General features: G+C 71.6%; 13 protein-coding genes. 6 read left to right on the top strand and 7 right to left on the bottom strand.

From position 1 onward, the window contains the following. Nucleotides 1–44: 44 nt before the first annotated feature. Nucleotides 45–1,322 (bottom strand): hypothetical protein, encoded by a 1,278-nt coding sequence (locus AC1DZA_RS01280; protein WP_476771378.1) that lies wholly within the window; start codon nucleotides 1,320–1,322, stop codon nucleotides 45–47. 167 nt (nucleotides 1,323–1,489) lie between these two features. After that, nucleotides 1,490–1,954 (bottom strand): pyridoxamine 5'-phosphate oxidase family protein, encoded by a 465-nt coding sequence (locus AC1DZA_RS01275; protein ID WP_476771377.1) that lies wholly within the window; start codon nucleotides 1,952–1,954, stop codon nucleotides 1,490–1,492. Nucleotides 1,955–2,091: 137 nt separating this feature from the next. Between AC1DZA_RS01275 and AC1DZA_RS01270 the strand changes: the two genes are divergently transcribed. Then, nucleotides 2,092–3,063: a DUF2510 domain-containing protein gene (locus AC1DZA_RS01270; protein WP_476771376.1), complete on the top strand. Its 972-nt coding sequence runs from the start codon at nucleotides 2,092–2,094 to the stop codon at nucleotides 3,061–3,063. A 35-nt stretch (nucleotides 3,064–3,098) separates the two neighbouring features. On the opposite strand, the gene AC1DZA_RS01265 is transcribed toward AC1DZA_RS01270, so the two are convergent. Continuing rightward, nucleotides 3,099–3,824, bottom strand: a complete 726-nt coding sequence (locus AC1DZA_RS01265) for a M23 family metallopeptidase (RefSeq protein WP_476771375.1) — start codon at nucleotides 3,822–3,824, stop codon at nucleotides 3,099–3,101. Nucleotides 3,825–3,881: 57 nt separating this feature from the next. Between AC1DZA_RS01265 and AC1DZA_RS01260 the strand changes: the two genes are divergently transcribed. Then, the gene (locus tag AC1DZA_RS01260) at nucleotides 3,882–4,997 is read left to right on the top strand and encodes an epoxide hydrolase family protein (RefSeq protein ID WP_476771374.1); all 1,116 of its coding nucleotides are present in this window, start codon (nucleotides 3,882–3,884) and stop codon (nucleotides 4,995–4,997) included. Nucleotides 4,998–5,003: 6 nt separating this feature from the next. Here AC1DZA_RS01260 and AC1DZA_RS01255 read toward each other — a convergent pair whose 3' ends face one another. Further along, entirely contained in the window at nucleotides 5,004–5,798 is a 795-nt protein-coding gene (locus tag AC1DZA_RS01255; RefSeq protein ID WP_476771373.1) for an NADPH-dependent F420 reductase, read from the bottom strand. A gap of 15 nt (nucleotides 5,799–5,813) precedes the next feature. Between AC1DZA_RS01255 and AC1DZA_RS01250 the strand changes: the two genes are divergently transcribed. Together AC1DZA_RS01250 and AC1DZA_RS01245 are read left to right on the top strand one after the other, a co-directional pair. After that, the gene (locus AC1DZA_RS01250; RefSeq protein WP_476762140.1) at nucleotides 5,814–6,530 is read left to right on the top strand and encodes a hypothetical protein; all 717 of its coding nucleotides are present in this window, start codon (nucleotides 5,814–5,816) and stop codon (nucleotides 6,528–6,530) included. Nucleotides 6,531–6,556: 26 nt separating this feature from the next. Continuing rightward, nucleotides 6,557–7,378, top strand: a complete 822-nt coding sequence (locus tag AC1DZA_RS01245; protein ID WP_476762141.1) for an NAD-dependent epimerase/dehydratase family protein — start codon at nucleotides 6,557–6,559, stop codon at nucleotides 7,376–7,378. A gap of 21 nt (nucleotides 7,379–7,399) precedes the next feature. Here AC1DZA_RS01245 and AC1DZA_RS01240 read toward each other — a convergent pair whose 3' ends face one another. Continuing rightward, nucleotides 7,400–11,200, bottom strand: a complete 3,801-nt coding sequence (locus AC1DZA_RS01240) for a rhamnogalacturonan lyase family protein (protein ID WP_476771372.1) — start codon at nucleotides 11,198–11,200, stop codon at nucleotides 7,400–7,402. Between the two features lie 185 nt (nucleotides 11,201–11,385). Beyond that, nucleotides 11,386–11,949, bottom strand: coding sequence for a TetR/AcrR family transcriptional regulator (locus tag AC1DZA_RS01235; RefSeq protein ID WP_476761308.1), 564 nt, complete (start codon nucleotides 11,947–11,949; stop codon nucleotides 11,386–11,388). A gap of 106 nt (nucleotides 11,950–12,055) precedes the next feature. On the opposite strand from AC1DZA_RS01235, the gene AC1DZA_RS01230 reads away from it, so the two are divergent. Together AC1DZA_RS01230 and AC1DZA_RS01225 are read left to right on the top strand one after the other, a co-directional pair. Further along, a complete protein-coding gene (locus tag AC1DZA_RS01230) occupies nucleotides 12,056–13,255 on the top strand; it encodes an FAD-dependent monooxygenase (protein ID WP_476761309.1) in 1,200 nt (399 codons plus the stop codon). A gap of 216 nt (nucleotides 13,256–13,471) precedes the next feature. Next, nucleotides 13,472–14,386, top strand: a complete 915-nt coding sequence (locus tag AC1DZA_RS01225; RefSeq protein WP_476761310.1) for an NADP-dependent oxidoreductase — start codon at nucleotides 13,472–13,474, stop codon at nucleotides 14,384–14,386. A gap of 10 nt (nucleotides 14,387–14,396) precedes the next feature. Here AC1DZA_RS01225 and AC1DZA_RS01220 read toward each other — a convergent pair whose 3' ends face one another. Next, entirely contained in the window at nucleotides 14,397–15,572 is a 1,176-nt protein-coding gene (locus AC1DZA_RS01220) for an NAD(P)/FAD-dependent oxidoreductase (RefSeq protein WP_476771371.1), read from the bottom strand. Nucleotides 15,573–15,597: the final 25 nt, after the last annotated feature.

The following is a 15,597-nucleotide window of genomic DNA, read 5'->3' as shown; positions in this document are numbered from 1 at the left end:
CCGACAGCCAGCCCCGCCGTCGCCGGCGGCGCTCGGAACCGGGCTCAGTCCTCGCCGAGCAGCTCCCGGGCGTGCCGGTAGCGCTCGGCGAGCACCACCTGGGTCTCGTAGTCGAGGCGGCGCGTGCGCCAGGGCGCCGCGTTGTCGTCGATCGCCGCGAGCTTCACGCGGCGCGCGACGGGGTGACGCCGGATGCGGGCGTGGAACTCGTCGTCGGCGACATCCGGCGTGCGCGTGAGCAGGTGCACGACCTCGACGATCTCGGGAAGGACGCCCGCCTCGAGGAGTTCCTGGGCCGTCACGACGGTGCCTTCGAGCACGTCGTGCAGCCACGCGGATGCCGCGGCGATCGGGTCGTGCACCGGGTCGAAGCGCTCGGCGACGCGGCCCGGGTGATCGATGTACGCGGCGCCGACCCGGTCGACCTGGCCGCGGTGCGCGACGAACGCGATGCCCTTGGCGAGCGACACCTGCGCGACGGCGTCGAGCAACGGTTGCGCGATGGCGTCGAGCGCGACCTGCGGTTCGTCGCCGGTCGGGGCGGATGCCTCGGCTGCGACCTGCTCGTACGTCGTCGTGGATCCCATCATCACGGCCTCGAACTCCTCAATCGTCCAGTCGGGCAGGTCGCCCGCGTCGTCATCGTCATCGGTTGTGGTCGCGGTCTCGGTTTCGGTCGCCGGATGCCCCGGCGGAGCGGCATCCGTCACTGGGGGTTCAGGCGGCGGCGGTGCAACCGGCTCGAACGGTGTCTCGTCCTCGGGGGCAACCGGCCCTGGCGGTTGCGCGGCACCCGAAGCGTGTGCCTCATCCACTTGTGTGAGGCGCGCCTCAACCGGCTCATCGGGCGGCTCGATCTCGAGCAGCGGGTCGCGGCCGCGCACCGAGCGCACGAACCGCAGCTCCGCCTCGAGCTCGCCCATCTCGCGGTCGTCGAGCTCGAGCATCGAGCGTGCACCGCTCTCGCGCAGGAGGTCGAAGTAGTCCTCCTCGACCTCGGTCAAGCGCCGACCGTCGGCGGTCGTGAAGTACCGGCGCCGTCCCGCATCGGAGACGGCGACGATCACCTCGACGAACTCGCCGTCGGGTTCCATGCAGCAGAGGTAGTAGCGCTGGATGTCGGCCGCCGCCTCGGGCTCGCGCGCAGCCTCCGGCTCGCGCGCAGGCCCGTGCTCAGGCCCGGGCTCGGACTCGGGCGGCGCGGCCGCCAGGCGCCGCGGTCGCAGGCCGTCGCCGGGTGCGATATGCCGGCGTGGGCGATGCTCGAACGCGTCGGTGGGCACGACGAAACTGGGCAGGTCGTGGTCAGCGGGTATGGTCACTGGGGCTCCGGGGGCGGGGGCTCGCACACCGCCGGCACCGCCATGGAGCCGACGTCGCGCGCTCCCCCGATGCTACGACCGCAGGCACGGATGCCGCACCCGGCTCGCCGCCCGACCGCGCGCCGCTCGCGGCGCCGACACCGACGCGCGAAACGACTCCGCACCGATCAGATCCGCACCCGCTGCTCGTTCGGATCGAGCACGAAGACCTCGGTCGCGCGCGCCACGTAGAGGCGATGCGGCGCGTCACCCGTGACATCCGCTTCGTCCCACACCCGGATGCCGCGTGCCGCCGACTTCCCAGCGAACACGGCGAGCGCGGCCCCCAACTCGGCATCGTCGACCTGACCGGCAAGCGCCTGGACGTACACCGCCTCCGCCTCGCCGACGGGCGTCGTCGAGTCGAAGATCGCGAGCGCGACCTCTGGACGCTCCTCGATGTTGTGCGAGTGCCGGCGAGTCATCCGCGACACCCAGAAGAACTGCGCCAGTCCGTCGGCGGCGAACCACACCGGGGTCGCCCACGGCGTGCCCTCTGCGCCGGCGGTCGCGAGGGTCAGGTAGTCATTGTCCTCGACCACCCGCCGGGCGGCGGCCGCAGCCTGGTCGCGATTCCACACCGAAACGTCCATGCCGCTCACGGTAGTCGCGAGGCGGGCGGGCGTCACGCGGACGTCGCGTGGGGCCCGACTGCGATCCCCGCCTGTACCCCGATCTGGGGTACAGCTTTCCTGGCCGGTGCGTGCCATCCTCTGCCAGCATCGAACGCATGAGCGATGCACCGGGGACTCCTGCAGGTTGGTACGACGACGGGTCCGGCAGCGGAACGCTCCGATACTGGGACGGGAATGCCTGGACGGATCACACCGCACCCGCTGCCGCGGCGCCCGCCGCCACGACCGCCGATCCCACGGCGCCCGCATACGCATCGGGCGAGGCGCAGCCGGTGTACGGGCCCGGCGCGACGAGCACGGTCGTGACGGCGGATGCCGCTCCGGCTGCACCCGCCGGCAAGCCGCACGTGCTCGCCATCATCGCCCTGGCGGTCGCGGCGATCGGCTTCATCTTCGCGTGCATCCCCGGCGCACTCGTCGTCGGATGGGTGCTCCTGCCGATCGCGTTCGTGCTGTCGATCGTCGCCCTGTTCCTCAAGGGCGCGAAGTGGCCGGCCATCACCGGCCTGGCGCTGTCGGTCGTCGGCACCGTCGTGGCCGTGGTCGTGTTCTTCACGGTCGTCTCCACCTCGTTCAACGAGGCGTTCGAGGACATCGACGGGGCGATCGCCGAGGCATCCGAGTCCGCCGAGGAAGCGGCGGAGGAGCCGCTCGCCGAGGAGCCCGCGCCCGACGCCGTCGACACGCTGTCCTTCGGGCAGACGATGGTGTGGGAGGACGACGTGGAACTCACGGTCTCGGCGCCCGAGCCGTACACGCCCAGCGAGTACGCGGCGGGCGCGGACCTCGCGAGCAACCTCGTCTTCACGATCACGATCACCAACAACTCGACCGAGAACCTCGAGCCGCTGCCGTATCCCCGCCTCGCGTCGGGCGGCCAGGAGGGCAGCCAGATCTTCGACGTCTCCGAGAGCGGCGACATCGGCGTGCCGCCGACCACCGTGATCCTGCCCGGGCAGTCAGTCACCTGGCAGTCGGCGTGGTCGGTCGCCGACCCGAACTCGCTCACCATGCAGATCGCGCCGAGCTTCGACTACGACGACGCGGTCTTCACGAACCTGCAGTGATTCCGGATGCCGCGAGGGCTGCTCGCGGCATCCGATCACTCTGCCTGCACCGAGCGGATGCGCTCGCGGCGCCCGGGGATGCCGTCTGTGACCGGAACCCAGCCGCCGTCGCGCTCGACCTCATAGCTGCGGAACGCGCACGGGATGCCGCGAGCCGTCATGGCGTCGAGCGAGTCCATGAGCTGGAAGTGGAGATGCGGCGACGTCGAGTTGCCGGTGTGCCCGACACGTCCGAGCTCGTCGCCGACGCGTACTCGCTGGCCCTCGGCGACCGCGACGGTACCGGGCGCCAGGTGGACGAGGGCGGCGAAGACGCCGTCGGCGTCGGCGTGGGCGTCGGCGTCGGCGTCGGCGTGCCGCAGGATCACGTGGTTGCCGAGGATCGACGGCAGCTTCTCGGGCGAGAACGTCGCGGCGTTCCTCAGCTGGTGCCAGAGCTCGCGCGCCGGGTGGATCCACTGCCGCTCGGACATGCCGTCGGCCGTGCGCACGACCTCGGCGTCGAATGGCGCGTGGATGGTCGCACCCCACGCGTAGCTCTCGCGCGTGCGCCCGCCGAAGAGCTCGCCGCGCAGCGTGCTCGCCGGGTGGAAGTGCACGCCCCTGCGTCGGTCGACCCGCAGCAGGTCGTACGCGTATCGCTGCCCCAGCAGGTCGGTGCCGTGACTCGGTACCCGGTGCGCGGGGGTCGTGACGGCCATCCAACCGTCGCCGCGCAATGGGAAGTCGACGACGAACGGGTGCTCGAGCGTGTACTCCATGGTGAGCGAGGGTAGCCGTCGCGGGCGCATGTCGGCAGCCCGGAGTAGCTTCGGCGCATGGTCACCACGGTTCAGCCATTCGAGGTCCACGTCGCCGACGACGTGCTCGACGACCTGCGCGAGCGCCTGGCGCGCACGAGGCTCCTCCCCGACTCGCCGCGCACCCCCGCCTCGGGCATGAACGCGGCGTACCTGCGCGAGCTCGTCGACAGTTGGCTCGGATGGGACTGGCGGGCACGCGAAGCCTGGCTCAACAGCCATCCGCAGTTCATCGCCGAGATCGACGACGCCGACGTGCACTTCGTGCACCTTCGCTCGTCGCAGGCGGATGCCCCGGCGTTGCTGGTCATGCACGGCTGGCCGCACACCTTCGCGCTCCAGCTCGACTTCGCCGACCAGCTGCCCGACTTCGACGTCGTCGTCGCGAGCCTGCCGGGGTTCGCCTTCTCGTCGCCGTACGCCGACGGCCCCATGACCGAGCGGCGACTCGCGGCGACCATGCACGCCCTCATGACCGACGTGCTGGGCTACGAGCGCTACGTCACCTACGGCGAAGACGTCACGGCGAACGTCAGCGACCTCATCGCCGCCCGCTACCCCGAGCAGGTCGCAGGCATCGTCGCGACGCACGCGCACTTCCCCACCGGCGACGAACGCGAGACGCTGACGGATGCCGCTGAGCGCGCGTTCTTCGACGACCTCGCCGCCCGTCACGGACCCGACGGCGGATACGGGCACATCCAGGCGACCCGCCCCGACCTGCTCGCCGTCGCGCTCAACGACTCCCCCGCCGGGCTGCTCGCGTGGCTCGCCGAGAAGCTGGTCGGCTGGAGCGACACCCCGCCGGGCGATCCGGCTGCGGTCGAGCGGCACATCTCGCGCGACCGCATCCTCACCGAGGCGATGATCTACTGGGTGACCCAGTCGATCGGGTCGTCGTTCCGCCCGTACTACGAGGGCGCCGACCAGCCCGACCCCATCCCGCCCACGGCGGTGCCGGCGGCCGTCTACATCCAGCGCCATGAGGGCACGTACCCCGAGTCGATCGCCCGCCGCCACTATCTCGACCTGCGGGAGTTCGACCGCCTCGACGAGGGCGGGCACTTCGCCATCGGCGAGGTGCCCGCCGAGCTCGCGCAGCGCGTGCGGGCGTTCGTCGCCACGCTGGGCTGAGGCTCTCTACGCCGCGGTGACGGTGCGCTCGGCGCGCGCGAGGTTGGCGACGAGCTCGTCGCGGGTCTGCGCGCCGGCCGAGTACGCGGGCTGGTCGCGCTCGACCCGCCAGCTCTCGGCGAGCGGCCCGACGTTCACGGTGTCGAAGCCGAAGCGGTCGTAGAGGTCGGTCACGAACTCCGCGGCATCCGCGAAGTCGCTCGCCGTGGCCAGCGCGCGGCGGCCGGGCGTGCCGGCCGGAGTGCCGTCGGTCGTGATGTCGCGAGCGGTGATGTGGTTGAAGCCCTTCGCGACGCGGCTCTCGGGGAGGTGCTGCTGCAGCATCCCGGTGACCGTGTTGCGGCCCTCGTCGAGTTCTGCGACGTGGCCGTCGCGCTCCCAGTAGTAGTTGTTCGTGTCGATCACGACCTTGCCGGCGAGCGGCTCGACCGGGATCGCGTCGAAGGCCTTGAAGGGCACCGTCACGACCACGACGTCACCCGACGCCGCGGCATCCGTCGCCGTCGCCGCACGCGCCTTCGGGCCCAGCTCGGCCACGAGGTCGGCGAGCGTCTCGGGGCCGCGCGAGTTGGCGATGACCACCTCGTACCCGTTCGCGATCGCGGCCCGCGCGACCTGGCTGCCGATGTGTCCTGCTCCGATGATTCCGAGTGTCGTCATGCTCTGGCCAACGGTGCGCCTGTTCGCGGTGTTCCCGGTCCACGCGAATTCTGCGGCATCCCTCAGACTGGGCCTTCCGCAGAACCCGCGCGGGATGCGAGGCTCATCCGAAGCGGGCCGGAGCGTTCCGACCCACCCCACCCGAAGGCCACCTCGATGTCGGCACCGCAGCCCGAAGCGACCCGCGACCCCGCCGCGCCGGGAGCACCCACGCCGACACTTGCCCCGGTCGGGTCTCCGCGGGGCACCACCGCGCTCGCGTGGACCTCGCTGGTGCTCGGCATCCTCGCGATCCTGGGCTCCGTCAACCTGTTCCTTGCCGACCCGGTGACCATCGTCGTCTGCGCGCTGCTCGCCGCGATCGGGCTCGCGGCCGCCATCGTCGCGGTCGTGCGCGTTCGGCGAAGTGGCCGGCCCGCGCCCGCCATCGGCGTCGCCGGGCTCGTGGTCTCCGCGATCGCACTCGTGCTCACGTTCTTCGGCGTGCTGCAGTTCGCGTTCCTCTTCGTCTTCTCCGAGCGCCTCGAGCCGCCCGAGCCGACACTGTCGAGTGCCGAGATCGCGGCCGAGCAGGCCGCCACCGAACGCGAGTACGCCGCGGTCGCGGAGACCGCCGCCGACGCGCTCGAGTCCGTGCGTCTGCCCGACGGCACCTATCCCACGCGGCTGGCCGTCACCACCGACCATGCCCAGCTCATCACGCCCGACGGCGAGGTCATCGCCGAGTTGCCGTTCGACACGGACGTGGGGTACACGGTGTACATGGACGCCACAAAGTACGACCTGCGGCTGTTCGGACCCAACGGCACGCGGGCGGTGGTCGACTCCGAAGACGGGATCACCGTCGAGCATGTGGAGTACGCCGACTGGTGAGGCCCATCCAGGAGAGGACCGCGACGTTGCCCGCAGAGACCGAGACCATCGTCATCACCGGCGCCGCCGGACGCATCGGGCGCGAGGTCGTGCCGTTGCTCGGCCGGCCGGGGCGTGAGCTCCGCCTCGTCGACACGGCCCCGGTGCCGAGCGGCATGGACCTGCCCGACGGTGCGACCTGGCACGACGTCGCGATCGAGGACGACGCCGGCATGCGCGAGGTGCTGGCCGGGGCATCCGCCGTCGTGCACCTCGCCGGGCTCTCGTCCGAGCGGCCGTGGGCCGACCTGCTCCGGGTCAACATCGACGGCACGCAGCGCGTGCTCGAGGCGGCCCGCCACACCGGGGTGCGCCGGGTGCTGCTCGCCAGCTCGATCCACGCCGTCGGATTCGCGCCCGCGGTCGACGCGGCATCCGACGCGCCCCTGCTTCCCCGTCCCGACACGTTCTACGGCGTGAGCAAGGCAGCGATGGAGGCACTCGGCAGCCTCTACGCCGACCGCTTCGGCATGTCGATCGTCAGCGCGCGCATCTGCGCCTTCACGTCGGAGGCCGGCGACCGTCGTGGCGCCGCCCAGTGGCTCTCGCCGGGCGACATGACCCGTCTCATCGAGGCCGCCGCGGTGCTCGACGACGGCCGGCACCACCTCGTCTGGGGCGTCTCCGACAACGCCGACGGGTGGTTCTCGCTCGAGGCCGGGCACGCCATGGGCTACCGGCCCGAAGACGACTCGCGGTCTGCCTCCCGCATCGCGGACGGCACCGCACCGGCGGCACTCGCGCCGTACGGCCCCCTCGGCGGGGTGTTCACCGACGACGCGCATCCGGTGGGCGAGACCTGGGGGTGACGCCCACCGGATGAGCAGCCGCTACTTCACCGTCACCGTGACCGGCTTCGACGCCGTCTCGCCGTTCGCGTTCGCGAACACCGCGACGAGCGTGTGCGCACCGGATGCCACGCCCGAGAGCTTTACCGAGGCGACCTGTGCCGACGGGGTGGCCGCGACGAGCGACCCCGATCCGACGACGACCCCGTCGAGCTCGAAGCGGTAGGAGGTCGCGTTCGTGCCCCACCAGAGGTTGGCGGTGGCCGTGAAGGAGCTCGCCCCCTTGCGCTGGTCGGTGCTGACGACGGGCGTGCCGGGCGCGGCATCCGTCACCTTGACCGTCGTCGACGTCGTCGCCGTCGAGCCCTTGGAGTTGATGAGCTCCGCCGTGTAGACGTAGGTGCCGTTCGGCTTGCCCTCGAAGGAGACGCCCGTGGTCTGGCTCATGCCGGCGGTGTCGCCGAGCACCTTCGTCGCCACGAGCACGCCGTTCTCGTAGAGGCGGAAGATGCTGCCCGGCGTGCCCCGCCACAGGTTCATGACCACGTCGTACGTGCCGTCGTGCAGGCCGTACTCCCAGCCGCTCGTGTTCGAGAGCGTGCCACGACCCGGGGCGGATGCCGCGCCGTCGGCGGGCACGACGAGGATCGTGCTCGACGACTCGGTGACGAGCCCCGCGTGGTTGATCGCCCGCACCGTGACGGTGCGCTCGCCGGCGAGCCCGGTGAGATCCACCGCCGCGTCGGGCGCGACCGCCTCGCCGTCGAACGTCACCTCGAGCGAGCGGATGCCGCTCTCGGGGTCGTCGGCGGTGACGGCCAACTGCAGCGGGGCGTCCGCCACGACCGTGCCCGACGGGAGTCCGGCGACCACGGGCGCGGTCTCGTCGGCAGCCGGAGCGCCGACGTACGCGATCGACGCCGCCGGCGGCTCGGCCATGCCCTCGCCGATGAAGAACGACGGGTTCGGCGGCTGGTTGTACGCCGAGTTCTGCCCCGCCACGCCCACGCGGTACTGCGCGTCGTGCATCAGCGTCGGGATGCGCGTGTCCGTGGCATCCGTCGTCGTGTAGATGCGGATGCCGCTGCCGTCGGCCAGGCGCACCGCGAGTTCCTCGCGCCAGTCGCCGAACAGGTCGGCCTGCACCACGGGGTTGCCCTTGGTGGTGTTGTTCGTGAGGGTGCCGTCGAGGCGCAGCAGCTCGACCTCCTTCTCGGCCGCCGGGTCCCACTTCGAGATCGTCGGCACGCCCGAGGCGTTCGCCTCGGAGTAGTCGTGGTCGGTGATCTCGCGCAGGAGGTCGCCGTCCCACCAGGTGACGAAGTTCGCCGCCGGGATGTCGGTCGACAGCACCTCGCCCGAGGCGGACTTCAGGGTGCCGGTCGGCGAATTCCAGGCGTAGTCGCCGCCGATGTTCCACGCTTCGGCCCCGGGGTGGCTCGGGTCGATGTCGCCCGCGGTCCCGCGTCCGGTGTCCTTGTCGCCCGAGTTCGACCAGATGACCTCGCCGGTCTCGGCGTCGCGCATCGACGCGATGACGCCGCCGTTGCCCGCGGGGTGCTCGTGCACGCCGAACACCTCGAGGCCGGCACGGTCGGTGACGAAGTCGCCGACGTGCAGCGCGTCGCCGTGCTCGAGCTTCGTGTTGTAGAGGGGCGTGCCGTCGTCGTCAATGGTCAGCGCCCCGAACACGATCTCGTCGAGGCCGTCGCGGTCGACGTCGGCGGGCACGAACTGGTGGTTGCCCTGGCCCTCGTACTCCTTGCCGGCCACGTTGGAGTCGAACGTCCAGCGCTCGACGAGCTCGCCGTCGACGAGATCCCACGCCACGATGACCGTGCGAGTGTAGTATCCGCGGCTCGTGACGAGCGAGGGGTGCTCACCGTCGAGGTAGGCGACGCCCGCCAGGAACCGGTCGACCCGGTTGCCGTAGGCGTCACCCCACGCACTGACCGACCCTCGGCCGGGCTTGTAGTCGACGGTGTCGATCGCCGCGCCGGTCTGCCCATCGAAGACCGTGAGGTACTCGGGCCCGCTCAGGATGTAGCCCGACGCGTTCCGGTAGTCATTCGTCGCGTCGCCGATCACGTTGCCGACGCCGTCGACCGTGCCGTCGGCCGTCTTGAACGCGACCTCCGAGCGGCCGTCGCCGTCGAAGTCGAACACTTCGAGCTGCGTGTAGTGCGCTCCGGCGCGGATGTTCACGCCGAGGTCGATGCGCCACAGGCTCGTGCCGTCGAATTCCACGGCCTCGGCGTACACCTTGCCGGTGTAGCCCGACTGCGAGTTGTCCTTCGAGATCGACGGGTTCCAGAGGAAGACGAGCTCGTACTCCCCGTCGCCGTCGACGTCGCCGACCGTGCCGTCGCCCGGCCAGTAGGTGACCGTCTTGCCGTCGGGCAGCACCGCGTCGGCCGGCTTGGTCAGCGGGATGTCGAGGAACTGGTCGCTCCACACGCCGAAGTCGTCGGCGACGGTGACCTCGCGGGCCGTGTCGCCCTCGCCCTGCAGCGCGGTGACGAGGTAGGTCGAGTCGGCGGTGCCGTCGGCGTCGACGTAATTCGTCGTGTCGGTGATGGGCTCGTCGGTGATCCGGACGCCGTCGCGATACACGTTGAAGCCGAGGTCGCGGTCGTCGAGACCCAGCAGCCGCCAGCCGAGGTAGACGCCGTCGTCGGTCTTCACGGCCACGGGCGCGCGGTCGAGATACTCGACCTGGCGCACGAGCGTGGTCGCCACCTCGGTGGCGTACGCACCAGATGCCGCGGACGAACCGCCCGCGTTCTGCGCGACGAGCTGGTAGAGGTAGGGCCGCGTCGTCAGCACGTCGGTGTCGGTGAAGGTCGGCTCGCTGACCGTCGCCACCTGCTCGAACGGGATGTCGGCCCGCGTCGAGCGGAACACCTTCCACTGCACGGCGTCGCCGGCGTCGGCCCACGCGAGGGTGACCGAGTTGCGGTCGATCGCGGTCGTCGCGATGCCCGTGGGCACGGCCGGCAGGGGCACGCTCGCGTCGACGACGGCGACGGTCACGCGGTCGGACTGGCGCGACGCGCGGTCGCCCTTGAGGGTGGCGACGGCGTAGTCGTAGCTCTCGCCGAGCTCGACGTCGGCGTCCTCGAAGGCGGGAGCCGCCCCGTCGGCGGGCGCGGGCACCGTGCCGATCTCGGCCAGGGTGCCGCCCGGCGCGGAGCGGAACACGGTGTAGCCCGTGGCATCCGGAACCGGCTGCCAGCCGAGCGTGATCGTCTCGTCCGTCGCGTCGACGGCGGATGCCGCGAGCCCCGCGGGTGCGGCCAGCGGCGTCTGCACACGGATGCCGTTGATGCGCCCGTCGCCACCCGTCACCCGGATGCTCAACTGCCCGTCGGCGACCTGGATCGCGGGGAAGTACGCCTCGTGCACGTTGCCGGTGGTGGTGCGCGGGCCTGCATAGGCGGTGCCCTCGATGTCGAAGTTCGTGCCGTTGCTGGCGATGAGGTCGCCGGCCCACGTCGTGACCTCGTAGGTGCCGTTCGGCACGTCGACGGCGAACGCCTGCGTGTTCCCGATCGTGAAGTCGCGCGCCATGAGGTCGTCGCCGCCGCGGTCGCGGAAGCCGTTCGAGGCAGGTGCGGTCGTGAAGCCGTAGCCCGCAGCGGCGGAGTAGGCGGTGCCGGGGTGGACGCCGATCCAGCCGGCTGCGACCGGCGTGGCCGGACCGCCGAAGTCGAAGGCGAGGTCGACGTCGGATTCGGCGGCCACGGCCGGGGCGGCGGTCAGGGCGGCGCCGGCGACGAGCGCGGCGCCGGCGAGCGCGGCGATGATCGGCCGCGCGCGGGCAGTTCGGACGTGTGGACCCACGTGGATCTCCTTCGATCGTGTGCTGTGCTGGTCGGCAGCGTCCGTGCTCGCCGCGGGCGACTCCATCGAGACAGGCGCGGGAAAGCGCTTTCTCGATGAATCGTCTCAATCCTCACCCGCGAGGAGTCCGCGCGTCAAGCCCTGCACGCGATCGAAGGGCCGGCGGCTCGACGCGCTGTGTGCTCCTACGCGTCGACCACGTCGCTCGGGGGCGGCAGGAGCCGGGTGAGCTGCGCACCCGACGGGACGATGGACGGGTCGATCAGCCACACGACGGCCAGGCCGTTCACGAGCGCGAAGTAGTACGCGGCGAGCGCTCGCAGGTCGTCGTCGCCGAGTCCGGGAAGCTCCTCGGCGAGCAGCTCGGCGATGCCGTCGACCGCGCCTGACTGCGCGGCCCGCAGCCGCTCGGCGACCACCGGGATCCGGTCGATCTGGGCGAGGTTCTCCATGCTCGCGGCGAGGAGCTGCCGTTGGTCGCTGAACGCCGTGAGCGACGCATCCCAGATGCGTCCGAGCAGCTCGGCCTTCGGGGCGCCTCGCAGCGCGACATCCAGTGCGTCGCCGATCTGGATGCCGGTGCCGAGCAGCGCCTCGGACATGAGGGCCTCCTTGCTGCCGAAGTGGTAGCCGATCGCGGCCAGGCTCACGCCGGCCGCACCCGCGATGTCGCGCGCCGTGGTGCGGGCGTAGCCCTTCTCGATGATGCAGCGCCGTGCGCCGTCCAGCAGGTCCTCACGATTGCCCATGGGATCCATCATATCGGAGTTTGTACATTTGTATTAGACATACGTCTCATACGCCCGTACTATCAAGCTCAGCCGCAAACGCGGCGAACGGCTCCGAGGAGGAATCATGAAGGTGCTCATCTCCGGCGGCGGCATCGCCGGCCTGACCGCGGCCCACGCACTCAGCGACGGCGGACACGACGTGACGGTCGTCGAACTCGCCCCGGACCTGCGGCCGGGCGGGCAGCTCGTCGACCTGCGCGGTACCTCGCGCGAGGCGGCTGCACGCCTGGGCCTGCTCGAGGCGATCACCGCCGCGCAGCTCCCCCAGCGCGGCATGCGCTACGTCGACGACCGCGGCCGCACGCTCGCCGAGCTCGGCGTCGAGATGTTCGGCGGCCAGGGCCCGGTCGCCGACCTCGAGATCCTGCGCGGCGACCTCACCCGCGTGCTCTTCGAGATCGTCGCCGGGCGTGTCGACCTGCGATTCGGGGAGTCGATCGCGTCGCTCTCCCTCGATGACACGGGCGTCGACGTGGCGTTCGAGCATGGCGGCCCCGAGCGGTTCGACCTCGTGGTGGCCGCCGACGGCCTGCACTCGAAGGTGCGTCGTCTCGTGTGGGGGCCCGAGGCCGACTACGTGCGCTCGCTCGGCGGCGTGACCTCGTTCTTCGACGTGCCCGAGCCCGAGCCCCTCGACGGCTGGTCGCTCATGGACATCCTGCCGGGGCGCCGCATGGTGATGATCCGGCCGGATGCCGCACCCGGACGCTCGAAGGCGATCGTCACGTGGTTCGGCGAGCACGACCTCCCCGACCGCCGCGACGTCGAAGCCCAGAAGCAGCTCGTGCGCTCGGCCCTCGCCGACGGCGTGTGGCATCTGCCGGCGCTCTCGGCGGCACTCGACACCACGTCGGAGTTCTACTTCGACGCGCTCGTGCAGGTGCACATGCCCGAGCTCTCGCGCGGTCGCGTCGTGCTGCTCGGCGACGCCGGCTACTGCACCTCCCCGCTCAGCGGCCAGGGCACCGCGCTCGCGCTCATCGGCGCGTACCTCCTCGCGAGCGAGCTCGGCCGCCGCCCCGACGGCCAGGCCGTCGAGTCGCTGCAGGCGTACGAGCGCGAGATGGCGCCGCACATCGAGGCCGGACGCGAGCTGCCGCCCGGATCGGGCTCGTTCGCGACCCCGAAGTCGCGCCTCGGCATCCGGGTGCTGCACGGCTACATCCGCCTGTCGGCGCGCCGGCCGCTGCTCACGGTCGTCGAGAAGGCCATGAGCAGCCGGCACGACGTGCCGCTGCCCGCGTACGACGCCGTCGGGGTGTGACGACGGATGCCGCGCGATGGTGTCACTTCGGCACTTCGGCACTTCGGCACTTCGGCACTTCGGCACCGGTTTCGGGGAGGAGAAACTGTTTCGGCTCGAGTGACGCGCGCGCCCGCGGTCATTGCCGCCGCTGCAGCCGCGGAGTAGCGTTCGAGCTTTCGCCCGCCGACCCATTACAGAGCGAGACGACGGACAGCGCAGCCGGAGGAGGATCTCATGAAGGCCGTCATCGTGACCGAGCAGGGCCAGGGCGTGGAGGGCATGACCCTGACCGACCTCCCCCACCCGCACGCCGCCGAGAACGACGTCATCGTGCGCGTGCACGCTGCGGGATTCACGACCGGCGAACTCACCTGGCCCGCGACCTGGACCGACCGCGCCGGACGCGACCGCACGCCGAGCGTGCCGGGCCACGAACTCGCCGGGGTCGTGGCCGAGCTCGGCTACGGCACCACCGGGCTCACCGTCGGGCAGCGCGTGTTCGGGCTGGCGGATTGGACGCGCAACGGCGCGCTCGCCGAGTACACCGCGGTCGAGGCGCGGAACCTCGCTCCCCTGCCCGCGAACGTGGACTTCGTCACGGCGGCCGCCGTGCCCATCTCGGGACTCACGTCGTGGCAGGGGCTGTTCCAGCACGGCCGCCTGGAGACGGGACAGTCCGTGCTGATCCACGGGGCCGGTGGTGCGGTCGGTTCCATCGCCGTCCAGCTCGCACATGAGGTCGGCGCGCGGGTCATCGGAACCGGGCGCGCCGAGCACGAGGACTCGGTCCTCGCATTCGGTACCGACGAGTTCGTCGACCTGGAGTCCGACCGGCTGGAGGCCTTCGACCCGGTCGACCTCGTGTTCGACGTCATCGGCGGCGAGGTCTTCGAGCGGTCCCTGGACGTCCTGCGACCCGGGGGGCGGATCATCACCATCGCGGCCCCGCCACCCCGTCAACCGGAGGACGGCCAGGCGATCTTCTTCGTCGTCGAGCCCGACCGAGCCCAGCTCGCCGAGTTGGCCCGGCGCCTGCAGGACGGGCGGCTGAAGCCCCTCGTCGGCGCCGTCCGATCGCTCGCCGACGCCGCAGAGGCGTTCGCGCCCGGCACTCGGGTGCGGGGTTCCACCATCATCGCCGTGGCGTGACCTCGCGCCCCTACCGCTGCGGCACCGGCGCCCACGCGCCGGTCGGCACGGCCGCAGGCGCGGCATCTGCCCCGAACCGGTCGAGACGGAACGACGTCAGCACCGGCGACGGCGATCCGGTGAGGATCTCCTCGGCGAGGAGCTCGCCGAGGATGAGCCCGAGCGTCGCGCCCGAGTGCGTGAAGACGGCGTACAGGCCGTCGACCGAGGGCACCGCGCCCACGACCGGCTCGCCGTCGCCCGGGATCGGCTTCAGGCCGGCGCCGACTCGCTGCGCGGTCAGCCGCGGGTTGGCCGCGAGCACCTTCGAGGCCTCGTCGAGCAGCCCCTGGACCGACTCCTCGGGTACCGTGAGCGCGCCGTCGTCACCGACGACGATCGACTGCTCCGCCCAGTCGGCGTCGAGCACGAGCCGGCCGTCGGGCGTCGGGCGGATCGCGACGCGCGGCGTGTTCAGCACGGTCGTCACCTCGACGTCCACGGGGTCGGTGAAGAGCACGAACGCCGCGGGCGTGGCATCCGGAACCGTCACCCCGAGGGTCGCCAGGTGGGCCGGCACCGCGGGACCCGTCGCGAGCACGACCCGGTCGGCCGCGACCCGCGTGCCATCGCCGAGGACCACGCCGGTCGCCGAGCCGTCCTGCACGTTGACGCGGGCGTCGCCGGCGTGCTCGATCACGCGCGCGCCGTCGGCCATGGCCTCCTCGACCAGCGCCGCGATGAGGTCGGGCAGGCTCACCCAGCCCTCGCCGGGGTTGAAGATCGCGCCCTCGTCGGCGACCGCGTCGGGGTTCACGTCAGGCGCGATCGCGGCCACGTCGGCACGGTCGATCCAGACGGCGTCGTAGCCGCCGGCGCGTTCGAACCCGAAGGTCTCGCGGAAGCTCTCGCCCGGCGCGGCCCACTTCAGTGCGCCGTCGAACCGCAGGTACGCCCGGCTCTCGGGGTGGCGCACACTCCACGTGCGGTAGCGGTCCAGCGCGAGCAGGCGCAGGTAGTGGTACTCGGCCGAGCGGTCGCCCGACGAGTTCAGCCAGGCGATCGAGCGGCCGGATGCGCCGTCGGCGAGCGACCCGGCGGTGACGAGTGTCACCTGGGCGCCGCCTCTGGCGAGGTGCGCGGCGGTCGAGGCGCCGAGGATGCCCCCGCCGATGACGACGACGCGGGTGGACTGTGTGGTGGGCATGCTGATGGTTCTCTTCCTTGTCATG

It is taken from the genome of Agromyces sp. P2_B3, from assembly GCF_056404815.1.
This window is presented reverse-complemented; position numbering and strand designations above follow the sequence as displayed.

What these genes read in the sequence shown, in the direction of transcription:
- AC1DZA_RS01275 (WP_476771377.1), bottom strand. Translation starts at nt 1,954, where the DNA reads ATGGACGTTTCGGTGTGGAATCGCGACCAGGCTGCGGCCGCCGCCCGG.
- AC1DZA_RS01270 (WP_476771376.1), top strand. Translation starts at nt 2,092, where the DNA reads ATGAGCGATGCACCGGGGACTCCTGCAGGTTGGTACGACGACGGGTCC.
- AC1DZA_RS01265 (WP_476771375.1), bottom strand. Translation starts at nt 3,824, where the DNA reads ATGGAGTACACGCTCGAGCACCCGTTCGTCGTCGACTTCCCATTGCGC.
- AC1DZA_RS01260 (WP_476771374.1), top strand. Translation starts at nt 3,882, where the DNA reads ATGGTCACCACGGTTCAGCCATTCGAGGTCCACGTCGCCGACGACGTG.
- AC1DZA_RS01250 (WP_476762140.1), top strand. Translation starts at nt 5,814, where the DNA reads ATGTCGGCACCGCAGCCCGAAGCGACCCGCGACCCCGCCGCGCCGGGA.
- AC1DZA_RS01235 (WP_476761308.1), bottom strand. Translation starts at nt 11,949, where the DNA reads ATGGGCAATCGTGAGGACCTGCTGGACGGCGCACGGCGCTGCATCATC.
- AC1DZA_RS01230 (WP_476761309.1), top strand. Translation starts at nt 12,056, where the DNA reads ATGAAGGTGCTCATCTCCGGCGGCGGCATCGCCGGCCTGACCGCGGCC.
- AC1DZA_RS01225 (WP_476761310.1), top strand. Translation starts at nt 13,472, where the DNA reads ATGAAGGCCGTCATCGTGACCGAGCAGGGCCAGGGCGTGGAGGGCATG.
- AC1DZA_RS01220 (WP_476771371.1), bottom strand. Translation starts at nt 15,572, where the DNA reads ATGCCCACCACACAGTCCACCCGCGTCGTCGTCATCGGCGGGGGCATC.